Annotated in this window: 13 protein-coding genes and 1 pseudogene; 2 read left to right on the forward strand and 12 right to left on the reverse strand. The window is 52.8% G+C overall.

The annotated features are described in order from the left end of the window. The 7 genes and pseudogenes from ACYVH9_RS17060 to ACYVH9_RS17090 form a co-directional block, all read right to left on the reverse strand. A pseudogene (locus tag ACYVH9_RS17060) lies at positions 1-403 on the reverse strand (VCBS repeat-containing protein); the annotation flags it as partial. A gap of 57 nt (positions 404-460) precedes the next feature. Then, positions 461-3988 carry a PVC-type heme-binding CxxCH protein gene (locus ACYVH9_RS17065; protein ID WP_460637602.1) on the reverse strand — a complete coding sequence of 1176 codons (3528 nt, stop codon included), beginning with the start codon at positions 3986-3988 and terminating at the stop codon, positions 461-463. Between the two features lie 372 nt (positions 3989-4360). Continuing rightward, on the reverse strand, positions 4361-5725 hold the full coding sequence (locus ACYVH9_RS17070; protein WP_460637603.1) for a porin family protein: 1365 nt from the start codon (positions 5723-5725) through the stop codon (positions 4361-4363). Continuing rightward, complete coding sequence (locus ACYVH9_RS17075) at positions 5706-6281, reverse strand: RNA polymerase sigma factor (RefSeq protein WP_460637604.1); 576 nt, start codon at positions 6279-6281, stop codon at positions 5706-5708. The genes ACYVH9_RS17070 and ACYVH9_RS17075 overlap by 20 nt, the downstream gene beginning before the upstream one ends. Positions 6282-6350: 69 nt before the next feature. Then, entirely contained in the window at positions 6351-6875 is a 525-nt protein-coding gene (locus ACYVH9_RS17080) for a hypothetical protein (RefSeq protein ID WP_460637605.1), read from the reverse strand. Between the two features lie 93 nt (positions 6876-6968). Then, a complete protein-coding gene (locus ACYVH9_RS17085) occupies positions 6969-7640 on the reverse strand; it encodes a hypothetical protein (protein WP_460637606.1) in 672 nt (223 codons plus the stop codon). Between the two features lie 26 nt (positions 7641-7666). Then, positions 7667-8749, reverse strand: a complete 1083-nt coding sequence (locus tag ACYVH9_RS17090) for a sensor histidine kinase (protein ID WP_460637607.1) — start codon at positions 8747-8749, stop codon at positions 7667-7669. Positions 8750-8965: 216 nt separating this feature from the next. Between ACYVH9_RS17090 and ACYVH9_RS17095 the strand changes: the two genes are divergently transcribed. Next, positions 8966-10102, forward strand: a complete 1137-nt coding sequence (locus tag ACYVH9_RS17095; protein WP_460637608.1) for a redoxin domain-containing protein — start codon at positions 8966-8968, stop codon at positions 10100-10102. Here the strand turns inward: ACYVH9_RS17095 and ACYVH9_RS17100 are convergent. Further along, on the reverse strand, positions 10099-11340 hold the full coding sequence (locus tag ACYVH9_RS17100; protein WP_460637609.1) for an MFS transporter: 1242 nt from the start codon (positions 11338-11340) through the stop codon (positions 10099-10101). The genes ACYVH9_RS17095 and ACYVH9_RS17100 overlap by 4 nt on opposite strands. 125 nt (positions 11341-11465) lie before the next feature. Continuing rightward, positions 11466-11804 (reverse strand): cupin domain-containing protein, encoded by a 339-nt coding sequence (locus ACYVH9_RS17105; protein ID WP_460637610.1) that lies wholly within the window; start codon positions 11802-11804, stop codon positions 11466-11468. Positions 11805-11980: 176 nt separating this feature from the next. Between ACYVH9_RS17105 and ACYVH9_RS17110 the strand changes: the two genes are divergently transcribed. Then, positions 11981-13171, forward strand: coding sequence for a sensor histidine kinase (locus ACYVH9_RS17110; protein WP_460637611.1), 1191 nt, complete (start codon positions 11981-11983; stop codon positions 13169-13171). Here ACYVH9_RS17110 and ACYVH9_RS17115 read toward each other — a convergent pair. The 3 genes from ACYVH9_RS17115 to ACYVH9_RS17125 are packed head-to-tail and all read right to left on the reverse strand — an operon-like array spanning position 13156 to position 16446. Then, on the reverse strand, positions 13156-13743 hold the full coding sequence (locus ACYVH9_RS17115; RefSeq protein ID WP_460637612.1) for a biliverdin-producing heme oxygenase: 588 nt from the start codon (positions 13741-13743) through the stop codon (positions 13156-13158). The genes ACYVH9_RS17110 and ACYVH9_RS17115 overlap by 16 nt on opposite strands. Beyond that, positions 13740-14171, reverse strand: a complete 432-nt coding sequence (locus ACYVH9_RS17120; protein ID WP_460637613.1) for a response regulator — start codon at positions 14169-14171, stop codon at positions 13740-13742. The genes ACYVH9_RS17115 and ACYVH9_RS17120 overlap by 4 nt, the downstream gene beginning before the upstream one ends. A 13-nt stretch (positions 14172-14184) precedes the next feature. Next, entirely contained in the window at positions 14185-16446 is a 2262-nt protein-coding gene (locus tag ACYVH9_RS17125) for an ATP-binding protein (RefSeq protein ID WP_460637614.1), read from the reverse strand. Positions 16447-16567: the final 121 nt, after the last annotated feature.

Genomic DNA, 16567 nt, shown 5'->3' on the forward strand with positions numbered 1-16567 from the left:
TGGGATTTTCGTGCCAGACGGCGGCTTTTCCGGGAAAGTCGATGCGGATGACGTCCACCCAGCCGTCCTGGTTGACATCCAGGGCGAAGTTGAGGAAGGAGTTGCTGTAGCCTTCGTTGTAGATAAACTTCTGGGGTTTGGCCAGTTGGTGTGGCGTCCAATTGGGGGCTTCGAACCAGAAAGCGCCCGACACCACATCTTTTTTGCCGTCTTTATTCACATCCAGCACCGTTGCGCCTTCGGCAATAAAATCCCGGGTCAAGACATGCTTTTTAAACGCAAGCTCGCTTCCTTTTTTGTCTTTATTCTGGGCGTTGCAGGCCAAAATGCCGACGAACAAAAAACCGTACAGGCCTAGTCCTTTTCGGGCCCACACACCCGACGTCGTTATCATTCTTTTCATTGCTATCATCCTGAAATCGTCTCGTCTACTTAATGGAAAGGGTAAAATGCACGAAAGCTACTTGACACTCAATAAATACGTCATCAGGGCGTAAAAGTCTTTTTCGGGAATGGTATGCCGAAACTGATCGGGCATCAGCGTGTATTTCGACGCCTTGTATTCCTTCATATCGCTTTTGGCCACCGAAAACTCCTTGCCGTCCAGGTTGGCAAACACAATGACTTCCCCCTCCGCCCGGCGGTATAAGCCGGTCTGCGTCTGGCCATTTTTGAGCACAATATTGTAGGTGCGGAAGGCGTCTGAAATGCTGCGGTTCGGGTCCAGAATTTTCTCGGTCAGGGCTTTGGCTCCCCAGTTGCCAATCCCGTCAAGCTGCGGCCCGACTAGCCCACCACTGCCTTTGATCTGGTGGCACATGCTGCAATTGCTCATAAAAACCGCCCGGCCCGCTTCGGCGGATGCCTTTGTCATGCTCAGACCGTCCAGCCGCGCCTGAATCAGCTTTTCCCGTTCTTCGCGGTCGCTGGCCCCATTGGCCCGAAAGGCCGCCAGTTGCTTCTTCTGATCGGAATTGGCTTTGGCTGTCAGACGTTCATTAATTGAAGGTTCCGAAACAACATCGACGCCCATCTGTTCATCTTTCAGGGCGGCAATGAGGTGATTGATTCCCCGCTCATCGTTTGCCAGAACGGATGCGATCGCTACCTGTAACGGGCGGGCGCTTCCCCTCAGTCCATTTTCTAATGCTTCGTAAACACGCGGAGACGGTGACTGCCCCAGGGCAGCCACGAGTTTTTGCCGGAAGCTCACCAATTCCGAGCGATCAGCAAATATTTTCCCCAGCAACTCCTGATTCCGGCTGGGTGCTATATTCATCAACGCTTCCGCTGCTGCCATTCGCACGCGCAAATCGAGCCATTTGGCCTGGACTAGCTTTTGCAAAGCGGTTTCCAGCGAGGTGATTTTGTATTTCGAAGCCAGTTCGGTGGCCTGAATTCGTTGCGCGGCCAGTTCGTTCGGGCCCATCACGGTAAACGGAAGCACGGCAGGCTCCAGATTCCCAAAAGCAATCATTCCGATTTTTGAACTGTCGACCACTTCCAGAAAACCGCGCTGGTCTTTGTAGGCGCTCAGATCCAAGGTGGCCTGAGCAATCTGGTCATTGCGGGTCGCGGGTTGCTTTTGCTGCATCCGGTATTCGGCAATAATCTTGCCGCCATCGGCCAGCCGGACGCGGACCGCGTTTTTCGAAACGCCCGTCTTCAGATCACTGCTGTACAGATCATTATCGTATACATTCATTCGCAGCGACGACGGCAACGCGAACGGCTTGGAATAAAGCGTCGACGTAGGTACCCGTTGACTAATCAGCATCCGCACCGGCTGATAACGGTCTGTTTCCAGATTCGTGGCCGTAAACCAATAACTGAGATCGCCATTCTTCTCTATAGGCCGGATTTTCCAGGTCTCCGTAGCTTCCGAAATATCGGAAAGCGCACGTTTCGCCAGCGCCTTCCCCCACTCTTCCATTTGCGGATTATCCACAGCCCCGCTCTTAGCCATTCCTTCCAGAATAGTCCGGTGCATGGTAAACTGACCGTCGTAATCATTGGTGTATTTGGTCCGGATGGCGCTGATTAACCCATCCAATTGATTGGCAGGCAAGTACCGACTGGCATACGCTACGTAATCGACCAGTTCTTCCGCCGGTAACCGGTTTTTACGAAGCTCATTAAGGACAAAAAGGGCCCCTTCCGGGGAAGCTACGTCCGTCATGGCCCGGGCCAGCAAGGCACGCTGCGAATCGGTCCAGTTGCGGGTGGTTACTTCCGTCAAAATCTTTTTATCACGCAGCGCATCCCGGATAGCGATGATGGTTGTATAGCGCAAATGTGAATCTGAAACCGGTGTCTTTTCGTACAAATCACTCAACAAAGCCAGGTTCTCCACATTCGGGAACGTACCGAATACCGCAGCCGCTGCGCGTTGCAGGTCGGCCGACGGATCGGCCAGTGCCTGTGCGACCAGCGGCCGGTGCATGGCCGCCAGCGATTGACGTTCCGTCAAAACCCGAAGAGCGTGCATCCGGATCAACGGATCGGTTTGGGTCAGTGCGGTTTTCAGGGCATCATCAGGAAGGGCATTCAGTCGGTTCAGAATCCACAGCCCCTGCACGTACGTTTTGGGGGCAACGTTGGGCGCTGCCATCAGCTGCCGAACGGGTTCAACGGCTTTTTGCTGTCCTACCTCCACCAGCCGGTCGGCAATCTTCAGCCGAACATTCAGCTGCGGATGATTCAGGCCCGCTACCAGCTCCGGCAAGCTGGCTTTTGACCAGTCGGTTACGGGCAGATTCTGATGCGGTTTCTTGCCCACATACCTAATTTTCCAGATGCGGCCACTGGCCCGATCACGACCAGGATGGTTCAGCGCCACTTCGTAATGCCCTATGATGCGGTTGTAAAAATCGGCCACGTACAGCGCCCCATCCGGACCCACTTTAATATCCACCGGCCGGAACCACGGATCATCGCTGATCAGAAAATCGGCTTCCCGCTTGGAAATGGGCGTTGAACCCGTGTGTGTGATGGTGTTGCGGTTGATCTGACAGGTCACCACATCCCCCGAAAAAAAGCTGTGCCGGTATTCTTCCGGAAACTGCAACCCCGTGTAATACACCAGCCCCGCAATGGCCGTCGACCCCAGTTCGTAGCTCATCATTTCTGGTGCAAAACCGATCAGCGGTGCTTTCCGGCCAAAGTGCGGGTATTCGCCCCCCGGAATGAGCTGGTAAATGGGCTTGGAGTGGCAATCCACCGAATATAAATACCCCATTTCATCATACGCATAGCCAAACGGATTGACCCGGCCAAAGGTGGTTTGCTCCACCCGGCTGCCGTCGGGCCGGAACCGGAAGGTGTTGCCCGATACCATCGTGATCGAATCGCCATCGGCGCCTGCAATGGAGGAGGTATTGGTAAACCCGTGGCAGGCATACACCCAGCCGTCGAAGCCCCGCACCAGGTTGTTGACCATGCCGTGCGTGTCGCGGTAGCCAAACGGCCCCAGCACCACCTTCTCCTGATCGGCTTTCCCGTCGTCATCCGTATCCCGGTAGCGGGTCAGGTTCGGAATGCTGTAGGCAATGGCCCCGTCCGTCATCGGCAGGATGCCAATGGGAATATTGAGCTTGCTGTCGAAAGGGGTAAAGCGGTCGGCCTTGCCGTCGCCATCCGTATCTTCCAGAATGGTAATGCGGTCTTTCCCGTTGCCCGGATCAGCAGGCAGCGGGTATTCCGACGACTGGGTGACCCACAAACGGCCCCGGTCATCGAACTCCATGTTCATGGGTTTGGTGATGTCGGGTTCGGCGGCAAACAGTGTAATTTCGAAGCCCTCGGGCAGGTGAAAACCCAATCGTTCTTCTTCGGGCGTGCGGAAATTCGTAGTCCGAACATTTTCGCTGAATTTGGCCCGGCTGGTTTCCCGCGCCCCTCCTGCTTTACGTGGCTGGCAACCTTGTGCATAAAGCAATACAAATCCTGTACAACACAGTAATACGGTGTTGTCAAACCACCTTTTCATCGTTCGGTTCTTCGGGTTTAGTTTAGTTAGGGCAACGAATTTAAGCACGTATTGAGTTTGTCTGTCCTGTTGTATCATGGGCTAAAAAAACCGCTTCGTTTGGCAAAAAACATTCCCTTAAGAAAAGGCACGAAACGTTCTACTCTGGCGGTTGTCTACATTCAGTAAGTAACTGGAACACTCAATGTAGTTCATTCGTCGGAAAAGTTACTTTTTTCCTATCCAGCGCAACAGGAGACCCAATTGCATCCCTAAAAAACACAAATGACTCTATCCGATCCGAATCGAAAGAGTCATGAAAAAAATGTGTTTTACGGTAGAAAAAAGAGCCGTACAGCGGCTTTTGTGGTACTATTTTTCAAAAAGACTTTTTCACTTTGATGGACGACCAGCCTGGAATCCAAGCCTTAGGCTAACCCCTCCCGAACCGAGCAACAGATTTTCCCGCGTAAAGGGCCCGACGGGGTATTTCAAATAGGGCTCAGCCGACAACCGCATCCGGTCACCCAACCGCCGTTCAACGCCAATCGACAGGTTGACGATTCGCCCCCAGTAGATTTTTTGAAAACCCGGCTCGGAGCGATTAACGGTTTCTTCCTGCGTAACATACTGCGTGACAGTATGTTCTTCTCCATTGGTTCCCATGACCAGTATGGTTACCGGTTTTATTTGTTGATAGACTTCAGCATACTGCTCGTTTAAGAAAGCCAGGGAGGATAGACCCAGTTCGGCGTAGAAACCCGTCCGGGACGCTTTCTGCGGGCGAAATCGTACGTTTATGGGCCAGTCAACGGCTACCAGCCGGATATCGGTGGCGACCAGGGTTGGTCGGTTTGCCATCGCAAAAACGCCGGGTTCTTTGGTCCCCAACGTCTGACGGGCCATCGACAGACCGGTTGAGACGCTCAACCGCCGGTTGAGCGGTATTTCCGAAAAAACGCCCCCACCCACCGCCGTGCTGGGCGAACTTCCGGGTGCATAAACGGACTGCGGAGCCAGGCTCACGCCCAAAATTGGCTTGAAGGAAGAGGTTAGCGGATCAACTTTTGCAGCTTGTTCTTCGGCATAGGCACGCAGGGGCAACCCCAGCGGTCTGACCGACCATCGATAAGCCCTCCCCGGACGCAACGGAATGATTTCAAACCGTCCGGCCAAAGCAACGGTTTTCTCCAGCCTACGCATTGGCCCTGTTCCCTCCGAAATACCGTAAGTTGGGCCACTCAGTGCTGGTTTTGCAGGCTCGTTTTCGGTGTTCATTCGTGGCTCATCCCCCGCCCCTTGGCGCTTCTCAGACCCTGTTTTTCGAACTAGCTTCGATCCGTATGAAGTGTTATTCCAGGCCGTATAAGGTTGATTCATCTCCGTTTTTTTCGGACTGGACGGTTTTTGGCGGACAATGCTGGCAACTGGCGCATCCGGCACAACCGCTTGTCCGGACTGATGGTTTCTAGTCGGGGCCGGAACGGGTTTTGACACGGATGAACGGGTTTTCGAACGGTTGTTGGCGACTTCATTCGGGTTCCCGGCGTTGAAATCCAGCCAGAGTGGAACGCCCAGCATCCCCAGCAACAGACAGGCCGCCAGTGCATACCGTAAACTAATCAGCGGCAACGGTGGACGCTGGCTGCGTTGTAACCGCTGAAACTCCTCCCACGAGCCGGGTTCGTAAGGTACTTCATAGCGCCCTACGGTTTTCCGGATGTGGTCGGTCAGTCGTTTATGGATAGAATCTTTCATCGTGATTCGGAAAGTAACTTTTCACCAGACGCGCCAACTTTTCCTTCGCCCGAACGAGGTACACGCGTGATGAACTGACCGATAGATTGAGCTGTCCGGCAATTTCTTCGTGTGAATACCCTTCAATTTCGTAGAGATTAAAAACCACCCGGTACGGATCGGGTACGTGCTGTAGCAAATTCAGAATATCTTCCGCCGTCAGTTGGCTAATTACGGAGTCCTCCAACCTAACCACCTGGCGATCTGCGTGCTCTGTATCGACCGCATGCGTGTGTTTCACCAGCTTCCGATAATGATCGAGGGCGGTATTGACCACAATCCGCCGGAGCCACCCCCGAAATGTTTCATCAAATGAATACCGGTCGATGCGGGCAAAAACTTTCAGAAAACTATCGTTGACCACGCTCCCGGCCTCCTGCCGGGCCGGATGGTAGCGCAACGCAATGGCCATTGCAAACCCGTAAAAATGCTTGTAAAACATTTCCTGGTGCTGCGGACTGCCTTTTCGGCATCCTTCGATGAGTTGTTTTTCGAAAGGCGTACAGTCGGGTGCCATGCCACCGGATACGGGCGATAAACGAACGGGGAGCCACGCGTGGCTCCCCGTTCAACGCTGGATGTTGAGTTACTGGTTGGAAACGCTGCCGTCCGGATTCAGCGTCGTGTCCTGAAGTTTTGACCCGTTATACACCCTGAAGGTTGTATTTGAATGGTCGCCCGCGCCCACCACTTTCTCAATATCAATTTTGAGCGTGTGCACCAGATCGGTCGGACAGCCCGACACCTCACCGGCTTCGTGAATCAGGGCAATGTTAACTATCGGCGGATAAATCATGATCTCGATACCGTTCCAAACGGCCGCAAATGACTCGGGCGAACAGCCGCCTTTTACTCTGACCGTCAATATATTGCCTTCACGACTTACGTCTTCAATGGTAAACTGGGCTCCTTCAGCCTTGGCGCGGGCATTCATGGCCCGGTCGTATGCCTCCTGGCTTTTAAGCAACGTGGTCAGGCTCTTGTCCGAAGGGGCCGGGGCATTGTCCGAATTCTGGTTACAGGCACCGAGCGTCGTCAGCAGTACAAGGCTCCAGAGAATGGTGGTTTTCCTACTAATCAGGTTGTTGGATAGAATGAACGGGATTTTCATGGTCGTAAATGATGTTTAAGTGTTCACTACCACCATGACGTAAAGCCTTGCGCAAACGCTACAGTCCTTTCTAATTTTTTCACAAAAAAATCGTCAGTTCAACGCATTTCCGATCACGCAGGTCCGGTTATAAGCCTCCACGATTTCTCCAAACCGCTTCCAGTCCCGGCGCGTAGCGGCCGGAAACAGACGAACGAACTCTGCGCAGTCGCCGAACAGATGTTCGTGTTCATCATCAATCGTGCTTTTTTTCACGATTCGGGCATCGGTTCGGTCTTTCACCACCACAAAGCTGAGGTCTTTGGGATTGGTGCCAATGGTAAAGTTGCCGAAGGTGTATTCTGCATTTTTCTTCCAGCCGTTGGCATCGAAGTAGAGCGTAATTTTTCCGGGGTGACTCAGCCGTTCGAGCAGGGCGGTTCTGCCGTTCTGGCGGGGGTTTGGCACACGTTCGAATACCACTTGTTGGCGTTCGCGGGGGATGGCTCCGGTAGCATAGGCAAATTGGGGAATGGCTTGGGCTACCAATTGCAGCTTTTCGCCTTTCATTTTCACGACTTTATCGCCATCTAGCCGCACAGCCACGCTGGCGGGGGCGTCGTTCACCATCGTATTGATCCGGACCTTGCCGCGGATGGTATCCTTTTCGAGTGTTACCACATACCCTTCGGTCCAGGATGTAATGCCACCCAACGGCATATACTGGGCCATGCTGGTCAGACTACTCATTAATACAAGGGCAAAACTGATTCGTAGCGTTTTCATGATTAGTTGTTGTTTACTGGAAAGATTTAAAAAATAGCATTCTGCGACCGTCGAAGCAACGGAACCGTTACCCGAAACTCCTGCCCGTCATCATCAATCACCAACGCGGGTAGCCCCAGCCGCTGAAAGCGGTTAGCGAGTGTTCCCAGACCGTCTGGCACGGTAGTCACGCGCAACACTTTACGCTGGATTGAATTGATGACCAGCAGCCTGCCATCTTCGGCGGTTCGGATGGTAAGCCGCAGCGGTTTTTCGGGTAAAATAACATTGTATCGGATGGCGTTCTCCACCAGGGTCTGGAGTGTCAACGGTGGCAGGCAATCATCCAGGAAGGAGTCTGACAGCTGAAGGTCAACCGAAATGGCGGTTCCAAAACGCGTCTGGATCAGGTACAGATACGACCGGATGAAATCCCGTTCCCGCCGGAGTGGCGTCAATTCCCGCTCGTTTTCCTGCAACAAATAGCGGTATACACTCGCCAGCTCATCCAGAAACACACTCGCCTGCTTCTTGTCTTCAAAAATCAGCGATGACAGGGAGTTCAGGGAATTGAACAGAAAATGCGGATTGACCTGGTTCTTCAGACTATCGTACTGGCTTTGCAAGGTCGCTTTCTTGAGTGACTCGGCTTCCGTGATGGCCTCGTGATTTTTCTGCAGGTAATACATGCTCTCGTAAACGCCCCCAACCACCAGCACAAAAAACAGCGCCATACCGATGTGAATCAGGTAAACACGCGGAAACTCCGCCGGTGTGAGTAAGCCCGTCAAGTCGGCGTGACTGATGAACCAGGTTTCAAGCACCTGAAAAGGAATTGTAAACAGCGAATACCCCACGAAGGTGGCCAACATCCGGGGCCGGAACTGCTCCCGGCCAGCATACCAGCTCCGTACTTTCATGACCCACCACCGCAACAATCGCCAGGCCAGGGCCGTTGACACCAATCCCCAGCCAAATGCCTGCACCACCAGCGGGCCGTTGTATCCGTACTCCAATGCGTAGAAAAAGACAAAGGGCAACACCGCCACCGGAATGCCGATGCGTTGCAGCCATGCATCATTGATCGGTTCGGCTTTGTTTAGCGTTCGGGGGATTGACAGCTTGTTCACGTAATCGTACTGCTACTTGGAGAAATCGGCCTGTTGCTGAAGTGTTTAAATCGTCATTAAAAGTACACGGTGGACGGTCCTTGTCCAATGCAAGTCGGATGAATCCGCATTTTTGCCCGCTCAAACGGAAGAATTACGTACAGGCTTTTCAAACCCGTTTAGTTTCACTATTTTCAGGTTTAATTATAGAATTCTCACACGCAACGCCGTATTTCTATGATTACTAAATTCTTGCTCCAAAAAATCCAGCGCCAGGCTCTATTGCTTCTTTGGATTGGTTGTGTTGCTTTTGTGCCTTCCGAAGAACACAAAACGCTGGAAATTGGCGCATCAGCGCCGGATTTCTCCCTGCCCGGCATCGACGGCAAGCAGTATAGTCTGAAAAGCTTTGCAGGCTCCCCGGCCCTGGTCATCGTCTTTAGCTGCAACCACTGCCCCACCGCGCAGGCTTACGAAGACCGCATGATTCAACTGGTAAAGGACTACACGCCCAGAAAGGTAAACTTTGTCGTCATTTCCCCGAACAATCCCGCGACCGTAAGCCTGGCCGAACTGGGGTATACGGATCTTAGCGACAGTTTCGCCGAAATGAAAATCCGCGCCAAAGCAAAGGGCTATAATTTCCCGTACCTCTACGACGGCGATACGCAGGCAACGGCCCTGAAATACGGTCCTGTGGCAACACCTCATGTTTTCATTTTCGACAAAGACCGCAAATTGCAATACGCCGGACGGTTTGATGCCAAGGAAAAACCCGGAACGGGCAACGCCGAAGATACCCGGGCAGCTCTGGATGCAGTATTGGCGGGGCAAAAGGTGCCGGTGGCCACGACAAAGACGTTTGGCTGCTCGGTCAAATGGACGGAAAAGGAAGATTATATCCAGAAACAGAACGCCGAATGGGCCAAACGCCCCGTTTCGCTCGAAGACATCGATGTGGCCGGATTGAAAAAACTCCTCCGGAATGATTCCGATAAATTGCGCCTGATCAATGTCTGGGCCACCTGGTGCGGGCCGTGCGTACAGGAGTTTCCTGATTTCATCAGCATCGACCGGATGTATCGCGAACGGGATTTTGAACTGGTAACGGTTTCGGCGGATAAACCCGATAAAAAAGCCAAAGCCCTGGAATTTCTGAAAAAGAAAGAAGCGTCCAATAAAAATTACCTCTTCAGCTCGGACGATAAATATGCGCTGATCGAAGCCATCGATCCGAAATGGCAGGGCGCCTTGCCGTATACCATTCTGGTGGAACCGGGCGGAAAAATCGTATACAGCAAACAGGGCACAATCAACGTGCTGGAAATGAAGAAACAGATTGTAGAAAACCGGCTGATGGGGCGGTATTACTAAACCAGTACGACCTCCTCCGTTGGGTCGATCCGGAGCCAGAGCAAGCAACTGCACAGCAACAGAAATGCAATCAGAAACAACGGCAGGTTGAAATCACCGGTGACCTTTACAATATAGCCAAACAGAACGCCCAGAAAAACCGCCCCGAGTTGCCCCACGGTATTCATGGCTCCCGACACCATACCCGACTTGCTCCGGCCCACGTCGTTGCAAACCGCAAACGAAACCGGTAGCGTCAGGTCTTTGAAACCCATGCCCATTGATAGAAAAACCGCGGCCGTTGCGTTATCGGTCGTGAGCGCCGACAACAAAATCATCGCCGACGACAAGCCCAGCCCCACGATCCCAACCACCCGCCGACCGGTTTTCAGCCCATAGCGCTTGGCGAGCCAGTCACTCACGTAACCGCCGGTAAAGCACCCAATGGCACCCAAAAAAAACGGCAGTGTAGCAAACAGCTGCATTTCCTCCTTGTTGAAATGACGCCCTTCCCGAAGGTAGGTTGGCAACCAGCCGGTGAAGAAATACGCGCCGTACATGTAAAAATGGAACATCAGCATAATGGCCCACATATTCTGACTGCGCAACACCGCCCGCCAGGGAATGTGGTGGCTCGCGATCCGAAACCGTCGATTCTCTTCAATGTATTCCCGTTCTTCGACGGCAATATTCTGCTTCTCCCGCGGAAAATCCCGAAACCAGACATACCAGCAGATGGCCCAGACGATTCCCAACAGCCCCATCGCATAGAACGAAACGCGCCAGCCAAACTGCGTGGCAACCGGCACTACGATCCAGGGTGCCAACATCCCACCCACGCGACCAGCTGCCCAGATGTAGGCCTGCGCGCGGCCTGTTCCCTGCCGTGGAAACCAGCGCGAAACCACAATGGATGCGTTCGGGTAAGCCCCAGCTTCGCCCACGCCGAACAAAAACCGTACAACAACCAGGTAGAGCCAGGTAGTAGCCGTGCCCGTCAGCGCCGTAAATGCCGACCACCAGCCCACCACGCGCGTCAGCACCCGCCGGGGTCCCAACCGGTCGCCCAGTGCCCCCGTCGGCAGTTCGAAAAGCGCATAGGAAAGAGCAAACGCACTCAGCACCCAGCCCCACTGATCATTGCCAATCTGGAGGTCGGTTTTGATGTCGGATGCAACCAGTGAAATACAGGTGCGATCAATGTACGTAATGGCCGAAAGCGCGAACAAAAACGAGAGAACCCGTGAGCGATAGTTCATGAAAGAGCCGAAGGAAAATTGTCCGACTCAAAATAGTGAAATGTCTGCTATTTCACGGTTTTTAGTTTACGGTTTAACCTAGCGTAAGCCATTGTGAATAGGGGCAGCCTACGAGAACCGTAAGCTTATAAAAAATCCTCCCGCATTGGTGTAAAAACGTCCACCAGCACCCCGGCTTCCAGCGCCAGCGCACCGTGTGGTACATTCGGCGGTAGATGATACACGTCGCCCGCTTTGAGTTCGCGGGTTTCATCGCCAATGGTGATTGCAAACCGTCCCCGCTCGACGTAACTCATTTGCGTGTGATAATGGTGATGCATAGCGCCAACGCCCCCCGCTTCAAACGCCACTTTCACCAGCATCAGCTGGGCGTCGTACGCCATGATTTTGCGCCGGACACCGGGGCCAACCTCCTCCCAGGGCAACGTCTCGTCATTGATAAAAAGATGGTCAAATACTGGCATTCGATCGTAGGTTTTGCGTGAGAATCGGAACAAAAATACCAGATCGTATAAACTATCGCTCTATCCGGGTATGACCAGACAATAGTTTTTATACACCCAAACCAAAACTCAACAATTAACCCGCTATCTTAGTTAATCCAATAAGCGTACTGTCCGCCCGACTTGTCTCATTACCAATGACTAATTCCCCGCTGGGTTCATCTGCCGATCCGTTAGGCACTGAAATTTCTCGATTACGAGCGTTGATGGACAGCTCGCAATCGGCCTTATTTCTACTACAGCCAGTTCGGGATGAGGAAGGGATAATCACCGATTTCATTTTCACAATTGTCAACAAAACACTCGCGAATTTTCTTGGCCAGGAACCGTCCGCCATCGTGGGCCAACCCCACAGCCGGTGGTTTCCGCGCTACCAATCCAATGGCATTTTTGAGCATTACTGCCGGGCTTTCGACGAGGCACAACCGCTCGAAATTGAGCACCATTATCAGAACGATGGAACCGATAGCTGGATAACCCTGATCGCCGACCGCTTCGGGGACGAGCTGCGCGTCACGTTTCTGGACATTACCAAAAACAAACGCACGCAATACCAGCTGGAATCCACCATTCACCAAATCAAAAACTCCAACGAAAACCTGGAGCAGTTTGCCTATATCGCTTCCCACGATTTGCAGGAACCGCTGCGCAAACTTCAGGCGTTTGGGGACGTATTGCAAAGTCAGTTTGCCGACAGCCTGGTGGATGGCGAAGTCGACCTGGTCCGGCGTATCCAGAATTCGGCAAAACGCATGCAGGTGCTGGTGCGCGATCTGCTGACGTATTCTCGCTTATCCACCCAGACCGAGCCATTTGAGCCGGTTTCGCTTTCGCAGCTGATCAAAGAAGTTCTGAGTGACCTGGAAGTGACCATTACGGAGCGGAAAGCCACGGTACGGGTAGCGCCCCTTCCGAATCTGCTGGGTAACGCGTTACGGCTGCGGCAGTTGTTCCAGAACCTGATTACGAATGCAATTAAATTCCAGAAATCCGATCAAAAACCGCTGGTTCAGATCAGCGCCCGTCACCCTGATCTACAGGAACTTCCGGAGGAATTGAGAAATCAATCAGAACGGGTTTTTCTCCTGATTGAAGTTGCGGATAACGGCATCGGGTTCGATGAAAAATACAAAGCCCGCATTTTTCAGCCCTTCCAGCGCCTGGAAAGCCGGTCGTCCTACAGCGGAACCGGGATCGGCCTGGCTATTTGTAAAAAAGTCGCCGAAATCCACGGCGGAACCGTTGACGTGGTCAGTCAGGTTGGCCAAGGTTCGACATTCAAGATTTTCTTACCGGCTTACAGCCAGAATGCTCAGCCAACCTCCTGATTTTGCGGCTGGGTGTGCCGGAAAAGATCGTGGTAGGTTCGGAACGTCCGGTGGGCTGCTTCAACAATTTTGTGGTGTTCTGATTCGGGCTGCTCGGCCAGCATTGCTCCGAATGCTTTCCATTTTGTCATGGCTTCGGCCCCGTATCCACGGTAAAAAAGGGCATTTTTCAGCACAGGTTGTAACGACGGATTTTTCTGCAAATAATGCAGCACCACTTTACCACCCAGCATCGACCCTTCGCCCACGTAGGCTGCGCCCAGCAACTCAACCGGCGACCAACCCACAAACAGCCCGGGCATCGGATCGGGTAACGGAGTGTTTAGCTCCGCCAGATCGTGCGCCAGCCAGGGCGTTTTCCGGCGTTCATCCGGGTGGTACTCCCGAAAAAATTCCGGATGCTGATCAATAGCCGCTTCCAGCGCGTGGTGAAATAGCCAGTGAACCCGGAGCAGGTGAGTATATTGCTCAGGTGACAAGGTGCCCGCCCGCAACGGCTCGGTATACAACAGCTCCTCGGTTTGTTCGTGTACAGGACGGGTTTCCTGCCGTAGTCGCTCGGCTAACATCATGCTTTCAAAACAACATTGTTATCGATCAGCCAGAAATCGCACAACCGGCGCAGCAACTGACTAATTGACTGATAACTACCGGGCTTGACAACATACGCGTTGGCACCCAGCAGGAAAGACTGGCTAATATCCTGCGGACTATCGGATGTACTGAATACGACAATGGGCAGTAGCCGGGTCCGGGCCACGGAGCGGGCCCGCTGAATAATTTCGAAACCGCTGTATTCTGACAGATCCAGATCGAGCAACAGCAACTTGGGCAACGGAGCCGTGTCTTGCTGGTACTTTCCTTCGGCAGTGAGGTAATCGAGGGCTTCGGAGCCAATGTTGATTACCTTATAGGAGATTGTCTTCTCCATTTTCCGAATAACCCGCCCAAAAAGATCGGCGTCATCCGGGTTATCTTCAACATATAATACATCTAACATCGTCGTACTAAGTTTACTGGATTTGTGCCTCTTTGGGGAAAGACACCGAGAATACCGTCTCGCGATTTGGTTCGCTATGGAACCAGATTTTGCCTTTGTGACGGCTAACAATCCGTTTCACAATGGCCAGCCCAACACCGGTTCCTTCAAACGTGGCAGCATTGTCCAGTCGTTTGAACAGGTCAAACATTTTCCCGGCATGCCGCATATCAAAGCCGATTCCGTTGTCTTTTACGCTGTAAATGACTTCCGTTTCGGTTTCGCGCCCTTCGACCTGAACAATGGCTTCTTTGACCCGCTGCGTATACTTGGCGGCATTGGACATCAGGTTCGTAAAGACCTGGTTCACCATCGTCGGATCACCGTAAATCGGCGGTATGTTGCCAAACTCAATCTGGATATTACGGTCCTTCTTTTTCTCTGTAATCAGAATTTCATCCCGGATCACATCGAGTAACTTTGTCATATCCAGTTGCTTGAAATTCAATTCTGTACGGCCCATGCGGGAGTAATACAGAATATGCCGGATCAGGGATCGCATCCGCTCCGTCGAATCCAGAATTTTCTGAAACATCACGCGCGTATCGTCGTCCATCACACCGCCCTGTTCCTCCAGGATGATTTCGGCGTAGCACCGAATGGACGACAAAGGCGTCCTTAAATCATGGGAAACCGTATAGCTGAACGCATCCAGCTCTTCGTAGGCCACCCGCAACCGTTCGTTCAGTTGCCGGACTTCATTGGCTTTCCGGGCCACCACCTGCAATACGTCTTCACGCAGCTTGATGGCTACCGCTATTTCAGACTCTTTCCACGGTTCCGAAGTATTGCGGACAGTTTGCGACCACGCTTCAAAACTCTTGCGGGGGTGTAGTTGCATCTGCCCGTTCTCGGCTACGGTTACGGGTTTGTCCGGATTTCCGGCCCAGGTGACCTGCCGAATCCGTTCGGGCTTAAACCAGAGGATGTACTCACTCAAATCTTTCGACAAAGCAACAGCCAGCAGCCCGGAAGCGACGTCGCGAAATGATTCGGCCGTTGGGTACAGTTCCGGAAGCTGATTGGTTTCAAAGAAGGTATCGAACGACTTGGTTCCGAGCCAGTTGGTAATACCCGCCATAGCAGATTCACTCGGCACCGAACCCAGGGCATAGAACTTGTTGTCAAACGCCAGCACCGCGCCCGTTGCCCCCGTAATATCCAGGGCTGTTACCTCGTGTTGGGTCAGCCCAGCCACAACATCCCAGTCTTTCAGAATCTGGCCATTCAGCTTCTGCTCGTTTTGCTGAACCTGAAACAGAAAGGACTGGTCTTCTTCATCTTTGCGGAATTCGAGGGCCGACGATAGCAGCTGGCTCACAAATTTGGCCGCCTGACGCGCCGGATAATCCACAAACCGGGGCGTTGAATGATGGCAGGAAATCAAGCCCCAGAGTTCTCCCCGGTACAACAGCGAAATGCTCATCGATGCCTGAACGCCCATGTTTTTGAGGTACTCAATATGAATCGGCGATACGGCCCGCAACACCGAATGAGTCAAATCCAGCGGTTGCCCATCCGCGTTCTCAGCCGCCGACAAAATGGCCGAGGGCGTACTGTTCACGTCCGCAATGAGCCGCACGAGATTGGTTTTATACAACTCCCGGGCCTGCCGCGGAATATCCGATGCCGGGTAATGCAATCCCAGATACGAGTCCACATTCGGATCCCGTTCTTCCGCAATGACCTCGCCGTGCCAATCCGGCCCAAAGCGATACACCATAACCCGGTCGTAACCAATAATCTGCTTAACCCGCCGGGTGGTATTCTGGATCAATTCCGTCAGCGTGCGGTTCGACTGTACTTCAGTCAGCGCTTCGGCAACCAATTGCTGATCTAGATTACTGCGCGTCGAAATGGCCGCTTCCCATTCGATCAGAATAAGGCCTTCATGCTGGTGCACAATCAGGTTGTAGTCGTTTCCGTTGATCCGGAAGCGATGCGGATTCATCCGCGACCAGGCATTATCCCGCTTTCCAACGTTCAGAATATCTAGCAACTCCGAAAGCGGCAGGTCAGTCTGAGTCAGTAATGCCGCCAGCGGTTTTCCCAGCAAATCGCGGGCCGGCTGGTTAACCAGCGCCTGAATGTTTTCGCTGGCGTACCGAATAATAAGCTCATCCGCCGTTACGGCCACTAAGTAACCGTGGGACTGAATATAGCCGGGAATGCGGATCGGCTCGGTTTCGCAATTGGTTAGGTCAAGATTCGATATCGTGGCTGTAGGTACAGTCATTTGTTATGTGTGGCAGACCCCTAAGGTCCGGATGGTTAGTTCAGTATGAGTAGTCCAATTGGATAAGGTAAGCGGAGGGACGTCACTAAACAAATAAAACAAAAAAATCTTAGTTTAAGTT

The organism is Larkinella harenae, from assembly GCF_054780515.1.